This window comes from Escherichia sp. E2661, assembly GCF_004745185.1.
Taxonomy (GTDB): domain Bacteria; phylum Pseudomonadota; class Gammaproteobacteria; order Enterobacterales; family Enterobacteriaceae; genus Escherichia.
This window is the reverse complement of record NZ_PDIG01000035.1, coordinates 316,294-333,965: the sequence shown is the minus strand read 5'-3', so window position 1 is coordinate 333,965 and position 17,672 is coordinate 316,294. Positions and strand designations below refer to the sequence as shown.

Annotated in this window: 14 protein-coding genes and 2 pseudogenes; 7 read left to right on the top strand and 9 right to left on the bottom strand. The window is 38.8% G+C overall.

The annotated features are described in order from the left end of the window. Positions 1 to 2: 2 nt before the first annotated feature. Positions 3 to 602, bottom strand: a complete 600-nt coding sequence (locus CRI63_RS18655) for a type 1 fimbrial protein (protein ID WP_130224484.1) — start codon at positions 600 to 602, stop codon at positions 3 to 5. A 1,106-nt stretch (positions 603 to 1,708) separates the two neighbouring features. On the opposite strand from CRI63_RS18655, the gene CRI63_RS18650 reads away from it, so the two are divergent. The 3 genes from CRI63_RS18650 (at position 1,709) to CRI63_RS18640 (ending at position 4,009) form a co-directional block, all read left to right on the top strand. Further along, on the top strand, positions 1,709 to 2,080 hold the full coding sequence (locus CRI63_RS18650; RefSeq protein ID WP_130224482.1) for a winged helix-turn-helix domain-containing protein: 372 nt from the start codon (positions 1,709 to 1,711) through the stop codon (positions 2,078 to 2,080). Positions 2,081 to 2,704: 624 nt separating this feature from the next. Further along, entirely contained in the window at positions 2,705 to 3,148 is a 444-nt protein-coding gene (locus CRI63_RS18645) for a hypothetical protein (RefSeq protein WP_135520369.1), read from the top strand. A 519-nt stretch (positions 3,149 to 3,667) separates the two neighbouring features. Then, on the top strand, positions 3,668 to 4,009 hold the full coding sequence (locus tag CRI63_RS18640) for a hypothetical protein (RefSeq protein WP_135520367.1): 342 nt from the start codon (positions 3,668 to 3,670) through the stop codon (positions 4,007 to 4,009). 431 nt (positions 4,010 to 4,440) lie between these two features. Here the strand turns inward: CRI63_RS18640 and CRI63_RS18635 are convergent. Beyond that, a pseudogene (locus tag CRI63_RS18635) lies at positions 4,441 to 5,654 on the bottom strand (conjugal transfer protein TraF). Positions 5,655 to 6,497: 843 nt separating this feature from the next. On the opposite strand from CRI63_RS18635, the gene CRI63_RS18630 reads away from it, so the two are divergent. Then, a complete protein-coding gene (locus CRI63_RS18630; protein WP_135520365.1) occupies positions 6,498 to 7,049 on the top strand; it encodes a C40 family peptidase in 552 nt (183 codons plus the stop codon). 110 nt (positions 7,050 to 7,159) lie between these two features. Here CRI63_RS18630 and CRI63_RS18625 read toward each other — a convergent pair whose 3' ends face one another. From CRI63_RS18625 to CRI63_RS18600, 6 genes and pseudogenes are all read right to left on the bottom strand, one after another. After that, positions 7,160 to 7,681: a polymer-forming cytoskeletal protein gene (locus CRI63_RS18625; protein ID WP_165383557.1), complete on the bottom strand. Its 522-nt coding sequence runs from the start codon at positions 7,679 to 7,681 to the stop codon at positions 7,160 to 7,162. 185 nt (positions 7,682 to 7,866) lie between these two features. After that, positions 7,867 to 8,079 carry a hypothetical protein gene (locus CRI63_RS18620; RefSeq protein ID WP_135520363.1) on the bottom strand — a complete coding sequence of 71 codons (213 nt, stop codon included), beginning with the start codon at positions 8,077 to 8,079 and terminating at the stop codon, positions 7,867 to 7,869. A 266-nt stretch (positions 8,080 to 8,345) separates the two neighbouring features. After that, on the bottom strand, positions 8,346 to 8,837 hold the full coding sequence (locus tag CRI63_RS18615) for a hypothetical protein (protein WP_135520361.1): 492 nt from the start codon (positions 8,835 to 8,837) through the stop codon (positions 8,346 to 8,348). Continuing rightward, complete coding sequence (locus CRI63_RS18610) at positions 8,767 to 9,351, bottom strand: hypothetical protein (protein WP_135520359.1); 585 nt, start codon at positions 9,349 to 9,351, stop codon at positions 8,767 to 8,769. Before CRI63_RS18610 ends, CRI63_RS18615 begins: the two co-directional genes overlap by 71 nt. Before the next feature lie 47 nt (positions 9,352 to 9,398). Then, complete coding sequence (locus CRI63_RS18605; protein ID WP_135520357.1) at positions 9,399 to 9,788, bottom strand: hypothetical protein; 390 nt, start codon at positions 9,786 to 9,788, stop codon at positions 9,399 to 9,401. A 2,335-nt stretch (positions 9,789 to 12,123) separates the two neighbouring features. Further along, a pseudogene (locus tag CRI63_RS18600) lies at positions 12,124 to 13,096 on the bottom strand (RepB family plasmid replication initiator protein). A 1,315-nt stretch (positions 13,097 to 14,411) separates the two neighbouring features. Here CRI63_RS18600 and CRI63_RS18595 point away from each other — a divergent pair. The 3 genes from CRI63_RS18595 (at position 14,412) to flhC (ending at position 17,102) form a co-directional block, all read left to right on the top strand. Continuing rightward, the gene (locus CRI63_RS18595) at positions 14,412 to 15,044 is read left to right on the top strand and encodes a response regulator transcription factor (protein WP_130224466.1); all 633 of its coding nucleotides are present in this window, start codon (positions 14,412 to 14,414) and stop codon (positions 15,042 to 15,044) included. Between the two features lie 1,148 nt (positions 15,045 to 16,192). After that, complete coding sequence (gene flhD / locus CRI63_RS18590; RefSeq protein ID WP_130209555.1) at positions 16,193 to 16,540, top strand: flagellar transcriptional regulator FlhD; 348 nt, start codon at positions 16,193 to 16,195, stop codon at positions 16,538 to 16,540. Positions 16,541 to 16,550: 10 nt separating this feature from the next. Beyond that, positions 16,551 to 17,102: a flagellar transcriptional regulator FlhC gene (gene flhC, locus CRI63_RS18585; protein WP_130224464.1), complete on the top strand. Its 552-nt coding sequence runs from the start codon at positions 16,551 to 16,553 to the stop codon at positions 17,100 to 17,102. A 122-nt stretch (positions 17,103 to 17,224) separates the two neighbouring features. Here flhC and flgN read toward each other — a convergent pair whose 3' ends face one another. Beyond that, a complete protein-coding gene (gene flgN / locus CRI63_RS18580) occupies positions 17,225 to 17,671 on the bottom strand; it encodes a flagellar export chaperone FlgN (RefSeq protein WP_130224462.1) in 447 nt (148 codons plus the stop codon). Between the last annotated feature and the right edge of the window lies 1 nt (position 17,672).

Here is a 17,672-nt window from a genome sequence, read left to right as displayed (position 1 = left end):
GTCTATTGGTAGACCATCATGAAATCTACAGGTACTTTAATATGCTGTGCAGCAGCAGTATAAGCAGTTGTCGCCTGCAATGATGCGGTTATAATTGCTTGTTTTCCATCAATTGTACTTACGTTCGTTCCTGCAGAGACATCTGCTAACTGAATATAATCATTGTTTTTAATATCTGCAGTAGTTGATGTTTTAGTAGCAAAGTCATACACACTGCCTCTAAGAACGACACCTACATCATTCTTCCCTGTGTTACTCCATAATGTTGTTTCACCGGGAATAGCCATTCCTGGACTAAATAAAACTTCTGCATAAACACCGCCTGCACTATTGGTTACCCCTGTAGGGCTACCAGACTCGGCACAATTAGAGGCACTCAAGGAAAAAGATTTTCCGCCAACATTTGTTTTCGCTGTTGCAAAATCTTTTGCAGAGAAAGTGCCTAATATTATGTTCTCATCTGATACATTTATATCACATGTTGTTTCCGAGATTTCTGCATAAACGTCTATATGCGCTGGCTTGCCGATTGCAACAGCATTATTCCACATTCCCATAGTAACTATGGCCATCAGAATATTAACTGAATACCAGTATTTCACAATAATTACCTTACTCATTATTTATAACGATATATAAATCCCCCCTGTCATTCCTGAATCTAGTTACAAAACTAAACTCATTTTCAGGAAAATATATCGTTCACAAGCAAAAAATTCTTGTAGTTGAGTATATACAGCTCTGTAAATCAGAAATAGTATCGGAAACATAATAAAAAAAGAAAAAAAGAAGATATATATCAAAACAATAATTACGTCTTTTAGCTAAATTCCTGGAATAAAATTATTCACTAAAAAAAACAAAATACTGTACCTGTACTCATTGGAGCTATTTGATTTTATCATTTCTGCGGATCATGCTACGCAACTTGAAGTTTTCAACATCCATCAACGATAAGTCGAGCCTGGAACACCTGAACATCAGGAGGTGTGTTCAATGTGCTGGCGATTGTATTGACGACTTCTGAACGATGAAGCTCCATTATGATTGCCCAGGCTCAGTGCCAGCATTAAACCATCGCAGATTGGTCACCTTATCCACGACTTGATGAATACAGCTGTAAATAGTGGTTCTGCCGTAGATTCGGTTATGGCGAGAGACGAAATCTCAGCGGGTCATTGGTTGGTATGCACCATCAATGTGTTTCGTATCCCTGCTTTATCAATGAGGTAAAAAAGATCTGACTGACATTATCAATATCAGCCCATGTCTTATCACTGTACAGTCTTCACCTGAATCCGATACGGTGAATATGGAAATTAATGAATGGGCATACTTGCAACAATCTGCATTTTGCCAGTGTGCAAGAATTCAGGGATTCGATGTCGTTTTTTTACCTCCTTTCTGGAAATAGCGATGCTGATAGCATCCAGAATTATTGCTAATTTTAAAATAGTGAAAAAATCACCTTAGGTTCTTTGTGTATACTTCATTTCGTCAAGTAACTTTTATCTTGCTTATTAAACTTTTGATTTACATAAGTGCCTGCCAAAATTCACAAAAAAATCACCAGGGACATAAAAATAATTATGACAGTATCAGAATTCTGTTATCAGGTGGTTATTAATTATTTTGTTTTAACCAGTTTCACGTATTGATAATAGATTAATGTTTATATGGTAATACATATTTGGCAAGGAGATATAATATGAACTCTGAATTGAATTTTGATGATGAAACCGGTGTACTTATGTTTGGTAAAAAATCGACCCGATTAAGCCCAAAAGAAGCGGCATTGTTTTCGTCGCTGATGCACAAGCAGCAGTCAGATAGTATTCTACCACGAAATGAACTTGCTCAATCTGTTTGGGGAGAACGATGGGAGGTAATCAGTAATAATAACATTCAACAGCTTATTCTTCAGCTTCGTAGAAAAATTGATGCTGTAGGTGGACCAGTGATAATCGAAAATATTTACAAGCGAGGTTATAAAATGACCATTCATGCACAAGGAGCTGGAAATGCGATAAGACGTAATTTAATTACTCGCTTTGTTTCACTAATATTAAATTTTATTTGAGTTCAATCCACACACCCTATACCTATAATTATTTATTTAGCCTAATAGTTTAGGCCCTTATTAATGATATTCAAACAATTAAATTTCAATATTACGCAATGCTTCAGCTATTGTTCCTCTGTGCATTCGGATGGCAGGGGAATATTTTTATTAGCACTACAATATAGCAACCACAGTATCATTCCAGACGAAACATTTACAGGAAATATAATTAACACGTAAATCATTTTCTAACTAATTTCTCAGCAGAAAATGCAACTCTATTGCATCTTTCATCTTCTTTAATGGCAAGGTTGTATCACGGCCAACAAGTTCGGGTTACTGACGAGGCGCACCTTGCATGATTCCTCAGTTCCCCCCGGTATCTTTGGTTACGTCCAGAGATACATGGTGAATTTTAAACATGTTCCTTGATATCGTTTATCTCACTTATAATGTGCATTTCATTACGTTATAACCAAAACAACATTTCCCAGCAACTTGTTATTCTTCATTGATGTAATTAAATGACAGGTAATGCCAGATTTCATAATTACCATCAAGATTTTATTATTTTTCGTGCAAAAATGAATGTATCTGATAGTTCAATAATTATGGATTATATTGTTTTTAATGGAGAATTACATGATAACAGCTAGATTCCTTTTTACCGGTGCACTAATTCTTCCCACAATTGCCTTTTCTTCAGTTCTTACTACACAGCAAAAAAATTATCTTGAAGAAATCATGACAACACAAATCAGTAATGAACAAGATAGAACGGTAATCAAGAACGAGTGGACTGAAGCACATCAAATAGCAGAATTCTTATGCCGCCCCGTTGCAACGACTGTTATACAAAGACAGGAATCTCTCGTCGAGAAAGTCATTCTCAGTGACGGGGAACAAAATACTTTAACTTTACATAGTCCTATCAGACTAACTGGTAATGGCCAATACCTTATTTCCGGGGAGAAATGGATTCCATTTTATTTCCGCTGCGATTTATCTTCTATAACCGGCAAAGTTACCCGTTTTGTTATTGATCACCATACCCCGTTTCCTCATAGAAATGCCGTTTTACAATAAAACTAACCCGCAAGCTTAACATTTATCATTGATAATTCATTCCTGTCACCAGACGGGAATGAGTATTATTGCTGTTCTTCACTGAGAAGATATCCTTATTTTTTGTTACGGTAACTTCATGCTTCCCGCATCCACGATTTTCCGCCGTATATGCCCCTGTTGTTTCTCTTATTTTTCTATGACCATTCCATACTCAGCCATAACTGAGTTTACGTTCTGAACTATCGTATCCTGGTTTTCGTCATCATTTCGTAACAAGGGTGATAACAACTGTCTGATGCCAGTTAGCGTCTAAGCACCTGAGGATTATGACATATTTAACCACCTTCAATGATCACAGACATAAGTAATCAACTGTATTGAATATCTGATACAAATCTTCTATTTTTATATTTTTCCATTATTTTTATTACACAGGTCAATAAGATAATTTTCGCTTCGACGATACTGTTCAGTTAGACAAACGTAGTGTGTGTGATATAAGAAGTCGATACTCAAACAGAACATAAGGAACATGATATGAAAAAAATACACTTACTACTATTCTCATTCATATTATCAGGATGTACAACAGAATGGCAACGCACTCGCTATGATGCCCAGGATCTTTCAACTGCACAATATGAATGCGGAACATTGGCTGAAGAGAAATATCCCGTTAAGAATAGAGTCGCGGAAAGAACAGTTTATGAAACACACGTTGAAAAATGTCGCAACAACAAGCACTGCAAAAAAAAGTATGAAAGCTCACCAGCCTTACGAAGTTATGTGATTGATGTAAATGAACATACTCGTTATGAGTGGATGGAACTTTGTATGCAACAAAGGGGATGGATATCCAAAGTCAAAGTACTTATGTAAGGTAAGTGATAAGAATAATTATCAAACTAAATTTCGTCAGGCAATGGCCCTATATACACAATTTTTAATCCTGTTAATAATGATTCTTGTGTGAGGTAACTCCTGCTACAACCGTCCTACTCATTGTTCGATTTCCCCACCATGTATCATGGTGGGTATTTTTTTATCTAAAAAATATCATCTAAATATGATTACGTTCGATTATCTTTATCGTTAGAATTTTAGTCATTGCGCTTTTTGTATTCTTCCATATATCTCTGTTCATTACCGGTACATTATTGTATTGCTATATAGCTCCCCCTACTGACATCATACATCGACAGCTTGCCACAAAACTACGGGCATACGCTTCACTATATTTTTCACAGCGCCGCTATATGCCCAAACTAAAACAGCAATATGTTACTGTAAGCCCCGGATTCTGGTTTCTGTCAGAAAGTCTCGCTCAACTGGGCTACTGCACCGTACGTCCGGCCAGCACCTACCAGACCAGCCAGATCAAGATGCACCACATTGAATGGAGAAATGCCGATACCGGCAGTAAATGCGTTGCCCTCTGAAGAGGCGATATTCTGACGATACCCCGCACGTAATTGCACCCAATTCCAGGCATTAAATTCAGCCCCCAGACCCGCAAACTGACGCTTTTTATCACGGATAAAACCACTGGCCGGCGTCAGATCTACATCCAGCGCAGTCGTCACGATTCCGTTATGCCATGAGCCCCCGGCAGTCACCTGCGGGCGAATTCTGAAGGTTTCTTTCAGCCCATTAACCTCTTTCGTATCAATGCTGCGGGGAACAATATTTTGTCCTGCCAGCCCCAGCATCCAGTGTTCATTCAGTTCTGTGGTAAAACCAATGTCGGCATTAGCCCCGCCAGTCGTGTTACGGTATTCACGGCTGCGGAAATCGTGGCTGTCGTAATGTTGTACCGTGGTATTGTAATTAAACAAATCCACACGCTGATATTTTGGTGTCACACCAAGGGAATACCTGAATCCGTTAGTCTCAAATGCCCTGGCAAAGGCAATTCCGACATCACTTACCGCCGCCGCTCGACCGTAAGCCCTCGATGTCAACGTATCAGGGTCATCCGCTGTTGGAATAATTTTACCCTTAGTCACATCATCCAGATATTGCAGATCATGATTACTGACTTTTCCCTCTACCGTTGCTGTCCCCCATGACTTCATCATCAGGGCAAAAGGCAATTGACTGTTAGGGACCGCCGCGACCATGCCCACACTGGCCTGTACATTCACCTGTGTATTTTTAAATTTCTCCAGTTGATGTTGCAGATCGGTCGCTGCCTCCGGAGGTGTCCCAGTCGCAGACAGTTCTGCCTCATAGCGATCCCATGCATCTTTCACACCATCCACGCCATCCTGCAGATGGTCAGGATCGGATGCCTGTACTCCGACTGACGGCATAATCATGCTGAAATCATCGGAAGCAGTGGCATTTGTCATCAGTGCCGGGTTAGCGAGTGCTGCCGCACAATAATGCGACGATGCTACCCCCGTTCCCCCCACTACGCATCATTACTGGCTTCCATATAGGTCGTAGCCGCCTGAGTATTACCAGACAGCGCAATAAAAAAAGCACAGGTCAGCAGAGAATACTGACTTAGCGTAAATTTCATTTTTATTTTCCTGGCTAAAAGAATAGATTGTTTTTAATAAATATCCCATCGAAGCTATATACAGGTGTCGTCCCTCAAAAAAGGCATGCAGTTTTCTCGACGAAAGACACTTATATTTAATCGATGCCAAAATAGCTTGTTTTCAATAACTCAAGACACCTAACCAACCGGTAAGTTCACAGATATTAATCGCAGTAACTAATAATATCTTTTAATACTCCGAAGCTGATACATCACCACCACAGCCGTCACTGGACAAGCTTACCCATTGATTTTATTGAGTATAAATTACGTGGACGGCAATCTGTGTTTAATTCACTACTTACAAGCACTTCATTCCTGTGTTAACCAGGACATGCATGCCTTGCGTATTTTACAAGTAATTTGATTTATATTTATTTAATTTCATTCAGTTACTACTGTTTTATAAAATATCTAAATCCAAACTTAAATAAAATAGAATCACTATCAGCCGTACAATTCATTAACAAATAAATCACTGGTGATATCTCTAAATGGCCACGCCAATGAGTAGATTACTTTAAGGAAACACAGCCCGGATTCCACGTTCTCACCATCACCGAATAGCAAAGTAGATTCATTGTAACAAGTCCTGCTTTATGATTTCTCATCAGAATTTCATCACGACACCATCAGGATATTCCTGTCTCACCTTGCAATGATAGACGTACAAAATCCGATCTTTTCTACCCGTTCAAAAGTCGGTCCAGCGTTAACGGTTTTACACATCGTGCCAATTCTCGGGTTCAAAGAAATCTTAAAGAAATCATCGGATGAATTTACAGCATCGGAATTTCTACAAATTAACGAGAGGTCTACATTATGTATCGACATCATCGTTCTTTATTGTTTTTACTGATGTTAGGTTACCATGCCTCAACACTGGCATCACCGGTCCACCACGTCAGACACACTCCTGTCGTCAATCATCATCGCAAAACAAAAACATCCCACTCGACATTAAAATCGACAAAACAACATAAATTGTCGCCCAATACAATCTTCATTAATACGCTGATGGCACAGCTGGGTAAACCCTATCGCTGGGGAGGCGCTTCTCCTGAAACCGGATTTGATTGCAGTGGTCTTATCTGGTACGCGTGGCGTAAGAATTTTCACATTACCCTTCCCAGGACCGCCGCCGGTATGTATTCCATGCCACAGGCACACCATGTGCCTTATATGCTTCTACAACCCGGTGACATGGTGTTTTTCTCAATGCATGGGGAACGAGTCGATCATGTCGGTGTGTATGTGGGAAATGGTCATTTCATAGAAGCGCCACATACGGGGCAAAATGTCAAAATTGTCAGCCTGGAAAAAGATTTTTACCGCCGCCATTATCTGGGAGCCAGGCGTCTGATGATTTCCTGAGGCGTTCAATCCCTGTGTGCGGACAACACAAAAAATTGGGAGGACTTCAGGACATCCGATGCGTGGATGGACTGGAGATCTCCCAAGAAAAATATAGATAGCTCAGTTTATCACTTTCCACGTACTGCAGCTTGCTCTGGAACGGCAATGACCTTCTCACTCTTTAGATCAACAACTTTTTGCTTTGCTGGATTAGGGGTTAATACTTCAGCCTTACCAGTCAAAACACCGCCTTTTTTAATAGATAAAGAAACATAAACTAATGTGCCATCAAGTCGTCCGTTTTCATAAATATCGACAGAATCAGACTGACAGTGCCCTTTTATAACGCCATCAACAATTAATTCCCGACTGGTAATATTGCCTTCCACCACGCCATTACGCATTATTTTAACCAGTCCATCCTTAGCAAGGACATTCCCATTCACACAACCATAGATATATATTTGTTTATTAGAGTTTATATTTCCATCAAAGACGACATCACTGGCAATAACCGTACTATCTGTTCCACTCTCACTAGTTGAATTTCTGTTTTCAATTTTCTTTAAGGGACTACTGATGTCTGCACTTTCCTTTTCTGACACTATTTCTAATTTATCTTTTGCTGCTTTAGATTTATTAAACATCATGAGTATCCTTTTCTGTAAAAAATGAGTGGAGAAAGAGCAAATTATGAAGAAAAATAATATGGATGAGATAAACAGTTTTCCTGAATACCAGAAAATTAATGCCAGGGTCCAGAACATTATTCCCGCGTTGAGAAACCTGTAGTCAGGTCTGTAATCATGAGCCAGAGATTTCATTGGTAAATTCATCAGTAAACGATATCTTCGGGAAACACCGGCTGCCAGATGATATTAAGACCATACACCCTCCCCAGGAATAGCGCCTTCTTCATCGCTATTGTGCTCGCTGCATCTTCGCTGAATAACGGCGATGTGTTGCTTTTCATCTCAACATACTGACTCTGATTTTCGATAATCATGGTTCGGGACATAACATACTCTTCTTCTGTGGGTATACGCATAAAGCCAGACTGCAATGTTGCCGTCACGAACATTGACTTACTGTACAAATCGGCACAAAGGGAAAAATTCTAAAGAGTAAAAGTCACGAACTTAAGCGGAAAGCGCCAGGAAGGCTGTTCTCAGGGGATATCAATAGTGGATGGAGGCGTTTGTATCGAGGATGAACCGATACAAAGTCGATGAAATGCTTATGTGAAAAATATCTGAGGAATGCCCTGAGCAGGTAATCCCAGCCTCAGGGATAGTGAGTCACACGGCGTTGTAACTACCCTAACCCTTCAATGAAAATGGCAGCGCCACGCTTTATAAGTTCATTACCGCTATTCTTATAATAAATTACTTGCTCAATGATTTGTTTAACTTCGAACTCAAGAGAAGAGTCAACGGCAGGGACAATATCATGACTCTGACAAATAAATTCAGTTTTCTCACAGCTTAAATAGCAACGTTCAGCCTCAGCAAGAATCGATATTTCTGTACCAGATTCAAAATTGTAATCTGCCAATTTCCCATTTATTAAGATGGAAGGAATGCTAAATTTTGCTTTAATTTTACCATGACTATCCATGGTAAAGCCTTTTGAACCAAGATACCTGCTGGCAACAACAGCATAGTCATCACCTAAAGCATTTAGCCCCGCAGCAATCGCCAAAACAGCACTTATATAGTCCTGTATAGTCAGTGTGTTATCTAAGAATTTTTTTGCATAATCTATGTACTGTAATGACCACTTTTTGCCATTTTTTATATTCTTCATTTCTGTTCTCATGTTCCTTTTTTACAACATCTATATACTGATAAATCCTGTTAAAATTCGCCTCTATGTCATTCAGCTCAAATACGCCAGAAATACATTGCGTTATATCGTGCAATAAGTTCGTAATTGATTCATTAAGCTTATTATTAGCTTTCTGGTAACGTTCTGCCCCGATTAAAGCTTGCTGACGTGCTTTATCTAATTTTTCTGCTATTCGTGCGATACCGACAAAATCACCTTCAATGGTGCATTCATGAGGATCTGGATAGTAATATTTTTTGATAAATGACAGCACGTAAGTTTTTTTACTTACATCGTCTACCTGAATGGGAAACTGGACAGATGTTGGTATGTCACTACTATCGTGTGATGAAGTCTCATTACGAAAAACTAATGTCCCGCAAATCCCTGTTTTTTTTGCCTCCTTATCATCAACACCATGCATAAAGAAGTTGATATCGATGAGCTGAAACGTCTGCAGCAAGTTCTGTTGATAATCAGCGTTTTTTTGCAATATCAAGCAATCGGTTTAATAGTCGATGATTGATGCAATCAACTTTATCATTTACGGATACAAATAACGTTAAACTGACATGCTTCTGAGAGACTAAGTAACGCAATGTTCCAGCATAGTTTTTTTGAGCACGTTGTTTTTCTTACGCTTTCAGGCATCTTTGTTATTTGCGACGATACCATGAATAAACCCGTAATGACCTGCGCTTCTCTTTTTTGTCCCTTGCCAAAATTTTGGTTAATGACATGCATGATGATGTTAGAGGCGGCATTAATTACATAATCGGCAATAGTATTAACGCTGCCACAATCTACATTTGCCGCTGCAGTTTCCATCCCGCATTTAGTCGAATACGCATCTGTTCCATTCAATGCAACGGTGTCTGAATAACTCATCACACATACAGAAGAGCATCTCTGGCCATCTTTTTCTGACATATGCGATATCCTCCTTTCAACAGGATCAGCACACTGAACTTTAGATGTCTGCACAACTACTCAACAAGCACAGAACACATAATCAGTGGCTCCCACGGCGCCAAATCCTTTCAGCCCTTTTATTCAAACTTACCAATATTCATAAAGGCGCCACAGGCTCAAACATCCGATAGCGCAATACCATTTACAGGCAAACAGTTCAGTAATTATCTGTACGCTTCTTCTCTCTTTCCTGAAAAGTCACATGCGGAACTCGTGGTATACAGTAGCCATTACATTCTGAAATAAGCATCTTTTCTATCAGGTTATCGCCTTACGATAATCTATCTTTTAGCAATGCAGTTTTACCCTCAGAAAAATTATGCGCTTACAGCCCCATTCTTTGTCGTGAACGTTCAGGAACTTTCGCCAATCTTAAATGTGAGCAATCCATTGATTTACTGCATTTTTTCAAAAAATTTCAGGGTGAAATCGTCAAATGCAGCGTAATGCGGGATCAGCATACTTTTGTCAGCCCTTTAACATACGTCGAATCAGCTCTTACTTCGGGCACCTCATCACATTTATGACAACATTAAATATAAATAACCTTTTAAGCGAGCACGATTTAAACCAACTCATTGTCTCTTATTTTTACGAGGTCATTCATTGGCTATTCAGTTAACCGGCTCATTGATCTACTGTGTAGTTCACAAATTTGACGTAAGAATTTCGCCTTCAGCTCCGGATTCAATGCACAGGTAATAAAAATCTGGCTAGTTGTGCTAAAAATCACAAAGTGACAGGCTACCGCATCATCTGTTGTCTCTGACGATTTCGCCATAGAAAAACCATCAATAACATATTGATTTATATTGTTTTTACACATCAATTTCACGGTGAAATCGGCACAGTTACACTCAGCTAAAGCAATTAGTTGATGTTTGTTCGTCGACAACACGTATCGAGCGAAGAAAAGGTTGATTATGGTTACTAATAATTGAAAGTAGCATATGAAGTGAAAAATAATGCCATAGTTCCACAAAGTGGCGAACTAAACTAAAGGCAAAAGCTTAGGAAAGAATACAGATGCTATTATCATCACTTCAGACAACAGACTATGAGGTATCAGAAACGAACTAAAAATCGCAAGCAAAGAAGATTAATTCCCATACAAAAATTAGTACTATAAAAGTGGTTTAACTACAGACAGGTACAAGCAAATGAGGAAAACAATCCTGCTAATAACTGATTGAAAGGAAAAAAGACATTGGAAACTGTTAGTAGGTTGTAGTGATCCGTATTAATACCTGAATCGATTATTTATATGCTTACTGATGATAATAAAGAATTCTGCATCTTATTATAAACTATAGACAGAACACATCTGTTCAGGATGATAAGCTACAGTGAGTAACACGCCATCATTAACAAATGAGGGTAGTAGAAATTTACATAATCAATAGCTATCCAAACCAGTTATGCAAGAAGATAGTTATCACTATGAATTATTTACGGTTTATTAATAAACTCATTTAGAATGATACAAAGATGAGTCGGCTCAAACGAAGCTGGAGATAAGCATATTATTACAATCTAAACTATATCGAGCAGCATAAACTATAGAGAGTAGATATTATGTTATGGAAACCATCAGAGTGACCTTTCATTTTTTGTAATAACGAGCAGCCACAAAAATATGCATGATAAATCATACAGATATCACAGATACCTTAGCTAATCCCCCCATGAATATGCTCCCCCGATCAATGTAACAGCACTCTATAAGCACTTTATCAGTTATCGCTCACTCTTTACCTGATAACCACGCCGCGAACCTTCACTTCTGAGCTCGGTTATCCAAAACCTTTCTCTATCAGCTTTTTCCGGGATATCAGTACGTTAGTTTCACCTAAATAAACTATAGGCAGTAATATAAGCTATAGACAGTAACATAAACTATAGCTAGTAACATAAGCTATAGAGAGGATGCAGGGTCGATATTTATAAGATAAATATAAGCTATAGTCAGTATTAATACTGACGCTCAAACCTGACACATTTACCATTACTGATTGATTTAAATGATTTTTATTGTTTATCGCATATAAAGCGGTACAGCTTAACTCGTCGATACAAACACAATTGAGAAGAGCAGACTATGCATAACGTAGTTTAAAAGACATCAACAGCAATACAGGCCTGTACCACTGCTGATGTAAGAAAGTGAAGAATAATATATAATTTTCAATAAGTTATATGAGATATAAAAATGCCAGTTTTGTAAATCTGAGAAGCACTATCCCATTGAATATAAGCTATAGTGAGCATCCATGAGTATGTTACTGACTACAGCTTATGTTTTACGAAGATTCAGAAGCGCTTCCAAATCTTTGAGATCAATTCCCAGCTTTTCAAGCAGCTTAACTTTTTCAATCAGCGAAGAGTCAACCGAATCATTTATATGCTCAGGTTGCTCGTAGGCATCGCTATCCGAGCGGGGCGCTTTTAACTTAGGCCGACGGTAATGCACGTTAAAATACACGCTACGGCCACGTTGCAGCTCCGTGTAATCGAGGTATCCAATCTCTTTCAACTGCTCCATAGCTCTGCGAACCGTCTGATTTTGCGAAAAAACAGGCGATTTCAGATTTAGTCGGGCACGCAAACGCGCTATTGAGATAGGCGCAGGATTTTTGGGCAGGCTTTCTATATAGGTGTAAAGCGCCTGTGCAGACTCCCGTCTCTTCAGCGCGTTTATCGCTTTCAGTTGCAAAAGGACTTTCCGATCAAACTGATAAAGTTCAAATAACCGGGGATCGGCCTGAAGTATGACAATATCTTTAGCGGTGTCGTAGTACGCGGATTGAACCAGATGAGTCGTATACTCTTTAGTCTGGCTGGTAAAAGAAATGACTGTCCCGGCAATTCGTTTTAATGAAGGGCTGATGCGTTCACGAAGCTTTTTAGAGGATCTGCTTGAGGGTATCCCGCAAAGCTTTACAAATTCAACAAAAGAAAGTTGAACCTTATCACCTATAACCTTATGTTTTGCAAAGGAATGAATGATTCCAACCCAGGTTTTAAAATCATTATCCATATCCAGTCGCGGACCAATGATTTCCACTTTGTCAAAGCCTTCAGCCTTAGCAAGTGAGAGCCTGGTCAGCTCTTCAGTAGCATCTGTCGTTGAGAGTGTATTTTTTTTTACTGTTTTTGAGCGATTTGAGGGTAGGCACAAATACCCCCAGACGCATCAGAGCAACAGGTTGTACTGTGTTATTTGCATTTGGAGTAAGAGAAACGACTTCTCCTGTTCGTTTATCCACCTCATCAAAAAAGCTTTTAATATCAATATCTTTTTCCAAAACCAGCTCCAAGTTTGGGCACCCAGTCCATATAACCGAGCTAATAGCACAAAAAAATGCGCTGTTGATACAGCTGTGCATAACCTGTTGATACTATTGTATAACGTTATCTTATTGTATGTATCTCATTATAAAATAAGGAAAAATTTCATTATATGTATCGCTTCATTTTATAGTGAATGCACACTATAGCTTATATAGATAGCAAACTACAGCCTGGGTTTATCTCACTACAACTTATATATGTGCATACTATAGCTTATATTTTACAAACTATAGCTTATCGATATCGTCTGAAAGGCAGAGTGGGCGCAGGCTACAGCGATCGGGGATCTATTTAGGATCTTAAATGGATCTATTTAGGATCAACTTTTATGATCTAAACGAACATAATAATTACCCGCAACTCCTTACGACGTGAGTAAACTCTGAACCAGAGGTGACTCCACATAACAGAACAGTATCAACCAGCAGGATACCCCGTAACAGCACTTACCCTGATTTCGCGGCAGCGCACAGATGTTGCGGTTACTGCCATGAACTCGATCCTGCCTATCCACACCACGACAGCAGTTCCGTTAGTACTACAACACCGTTATGTGCAATGTTCTCCGTCAGGCAACACAACCCGATGGTATAAAGAGTTCAGGCACGAGAAAACTCCGCCAGAAACAGCCTGGTTAGCTACTGTAAGCATCGTCTGGCAGTAATGGAGAACCTGCTAAAACAGAACGTCATCACATGATTACGTACAAGTGAAGACTAACTGTACCTGTTGGAGGTAAACGACTTTTGGCCGTGTTGAGGCATCCACTGATGGATATCATCGTGGATGATGGTGTTGCTGTCCTGTAATGCTCTGCAAATGACGCAGTGGAGGCAAGCCCGAAACTGACTATATGGTCAGCGGATTATCAGGTGCTGCGGAAGGGACGTAATCTACATAACGGTATGCAAGTGGTAGGTTACTGGACGATGATATTTATGAAATAAATCACTATCTAATGGTGTAAACAACAAGGTAACTCTGTTAATAGCGAGTCCAACAGCATTGAGCAATTATCAGGGTAGATAGTTGTTCTGATAAACGACTAACACTTATTAAATATAATTATATTTTTATGAGCGGATGTTTACACAGGATTATAACAGTTATTATGAAATACAAATCATATTCTCATCATGACTATATAATTTGTTTTTTTTACAATCAATAGGGTTAATCACCTAAAATTTGTAGGGTGATCCAGGGATTCGCCAGAAAAGGAAGAAAACAATGAAGAAAATTAGTGTGGTGGTAGCTGATAAATATCCACTGATGTTAAATGGAATTGTAACATTCTTATCAAAGTATCCATCTCTTTATGATATATCATCTACCTTCACTGATGCTCTGAGTGCAGCTGAGTATTGTTCACAATATCAACCGGATGTATTGATTCTTGGTGAGTTCTCTGATGGTCTGGAGGGCATTGAACTGATACGCTGGATACGCTCTATGAGAATAAAATCAAAATTAATATCATATATGGAAAAAAAACCGTATATAGATGCAAACAAATTCATTGATGCCGGTGCTATGGGCGTTGTCTGGAAGACCAGCCCTCCTGAAAATTTAAACCATGCGATTGATAATATTTATAATAATACTCATTATTTTGATGATGGTTTACTTCAGACATCGCCCACCACAAGAAAACCCGTCCCTTGTAATTTTCTCACTATGCGTGAAAGACAAATTCTGCAACTTATTGCAGATGGGCAAACAAACAAACATATCGCAAAGATTTTGGACGTCAGTAATAAAACAGTTGAAACACACCGCTTAAATCTGATGAAAAAAATGGATGTGCATAGTGGCATTGAACTGTTAAAAGTAGGTCTGAGAATGGGAGTCTGTACCATATAGTGTAGAAGGGAAGGGTATAGCGCCTGGTAGTCAGAATGAATTTTGCGTATTTAGGGCGTTTTTAGCTGCATAAGAGTACGAACCCATTCCGGGAAGTGCTGTCAGAACACTGTCACTGTAGTGGTCATATAATAAATATTGACCACTATTTTACGGCAATAGCAATAACGGCTCTCTGATCCTTCACGCGCTAGTCCATCGTTGGAAAAGAGAGAGCCGGCACTATAGTCGTCGTTCACTACATAACCGCTGTTTTACTGTCAGACCTTATCTTTAATGGCTTAACCATTTACTGGTCCCCATTTTGTTTTCAGACCTCTGAAGAGCATTTCACGGCGCTTTTCATCCTGCTATTTTCCTGCTTACCGGTGATGCTAAAGGCATAGTACTCCTGACGTTTTCGTCTGAGATGGCGTAGCTGTGCCTCCTGTCGACGTTTTTCACTTTCACTACCTTTCCTGTTTGAATGACCTGATATCAACGAAAAGCAGCAATGCATACAAAAATAAGTATTTGTCTGATAACTCAATTGAAAGGTGGATGACAGCTTTTAAGAATGAAATCACTTTAAGCCAGTTGAATTTACTGTAAAGTATCATTTCTCAGTACAAGATACTTAATTATAACTTAAACATCATTAGGAATGTTTTTATGTTACGCATGTAACATGTTGTTTTTATTGAAATAACATTTTATCATGAAATGATTCCTAAGGTCTTTTGATAGCGAGATCATTTGTTTAAAATCTAACTCATGAAATAACTCAACGGCATTTTGCTTTTCTGGAAATAACCCATAGTTATCACCATTCATAAGAGTTATGACCTTTTATGTAAAATTGAAATCATCCTCACAGTGTTGTGATGCCATATCGACATTTATGGTGACTACCATAAGAGTGGCATGTCTGCGTATACAGTATAAATTTTTTCTTTTAAAATAATATGTTAGATGGCTTTTTTGCATTTAATAGCAAAAAACATAGGTTTCCCAACGCCAGAATATTATTTTGAAGCAGTCATCTTTAAATATTTATCAGTAAGCCAACCTGATGTGTTTAGTAGAATCAGGTGATAATATAATGTTTTATTTTGTGTCTAAATATTAATAAACGAACTCGATAAGAGTCTGTCTGGAGAAATAACGTAATGAATGCGATTGAACTTTCTGAACAATCACAAGCAATCCATGATTTGAATCTGACTTACCTTTTATTGGCACAACGATTAATTTTGGAGGACAAAATATCTGCCGGGTTCAGACTGGGACTAAATGAAGCGACAATGGAATCTCTGGTAGGTTTATCTCTTCCCCAGTTGATTAAACTGTCATCTACCGGACAATTAATTTGTCGTTTACGTATAGACAGTGAAATGATACTTAATTGTTTAACCAGAGATTCAAGGATTGATGCTCTGCAACGTATTCACACTGGAATTATTCTTTCCACAGAATTACTGGATTCCTTGTCCGAACAGAAAAACATTGCCATTTGAGGGTACGATTATGAGTGATAAAAGCATTATTAATGAAGTTAAGGATGCTCAAATTGCAATGGAACTGATTAATCTTGGCGCCAGAATGCAGGTTCTTGAAAGTGAAACTAATCTGAGTCGTCGGTGGTTATTAAGACTTTACAAGGAAATTAAAGGGTGTTCACCTGCAAAAGGTATGCTGCCATTTTCTGCTGACTGGTATATGTCATGGGAACAGAATATTCATTCTTCGATTTTCTATAACATCTATCGCTTTTTGCAAAAGAAAAACTTTGGCCGTCCAGTCGAAGTCATGCTCAAAGCTTACCGACTGTATCTGGACCAGATCCAGAAGGAATCCGGTGAAAAGTCTATCCTGAGCTTAACCAGAGCCTGGACGCTGTTACGCTTTATTGACTGCGGAATGGTTGAATTGACGCGTTGTTGCGGTTGCGGTGGCAGTTTTGTCACAACACCAGGATACAGTTTACACACCTTTACCTGTAGCCTTTGTTTTCCACCTTCTCGCGCAAGCAAGAAAATGAAAGAACAATCACTTGAACATGTAAGCAATGAGATTTAATGAAAACTAATACGCATATCTTCCTGCCATCTGTGGATTTTAAATGCACAGAATGGCAGGGATGGTGGCGATTATAAAGGCGCGGAGTGACAGAGGTTTTCTGGCTGCTATCATCGCCAGATTCATACAGAAATCCGGTAACTATTTCCAACATGATGATAAGAATGATCGCCGTCTTCTCCATAAAGTGATGGCATACTTCCGGTTTGTACTATTAATTTTCTCAGCGTGGTTACTCTTTCCATATGGATTTCGAGTAATTGATTGCTCTTTTGATTCAAATCACTTGCACGACGTAGCACCAACGTAATTCCTTCCCAACGAGTGGCAAGTCTGGCATTATTTTTATAAGGAATATAAAGCTGTGCATTTTTTTCTGCATGCTTACGTTCTTCATCATAAAAATTAATTGCAGCCAACAAACGACTTTTATTGTCAGAGATAACCTGAAGCGAGACTGGATTTATTCTCGCGCGGCTGAGCTGGGAAACTTCTTCCAGCAAGGTCCCCTCCAGCTCATCAAGAAGTGTTTGTAATTTAATAAGGTTTTTTTCTAACTGATCTTTCACT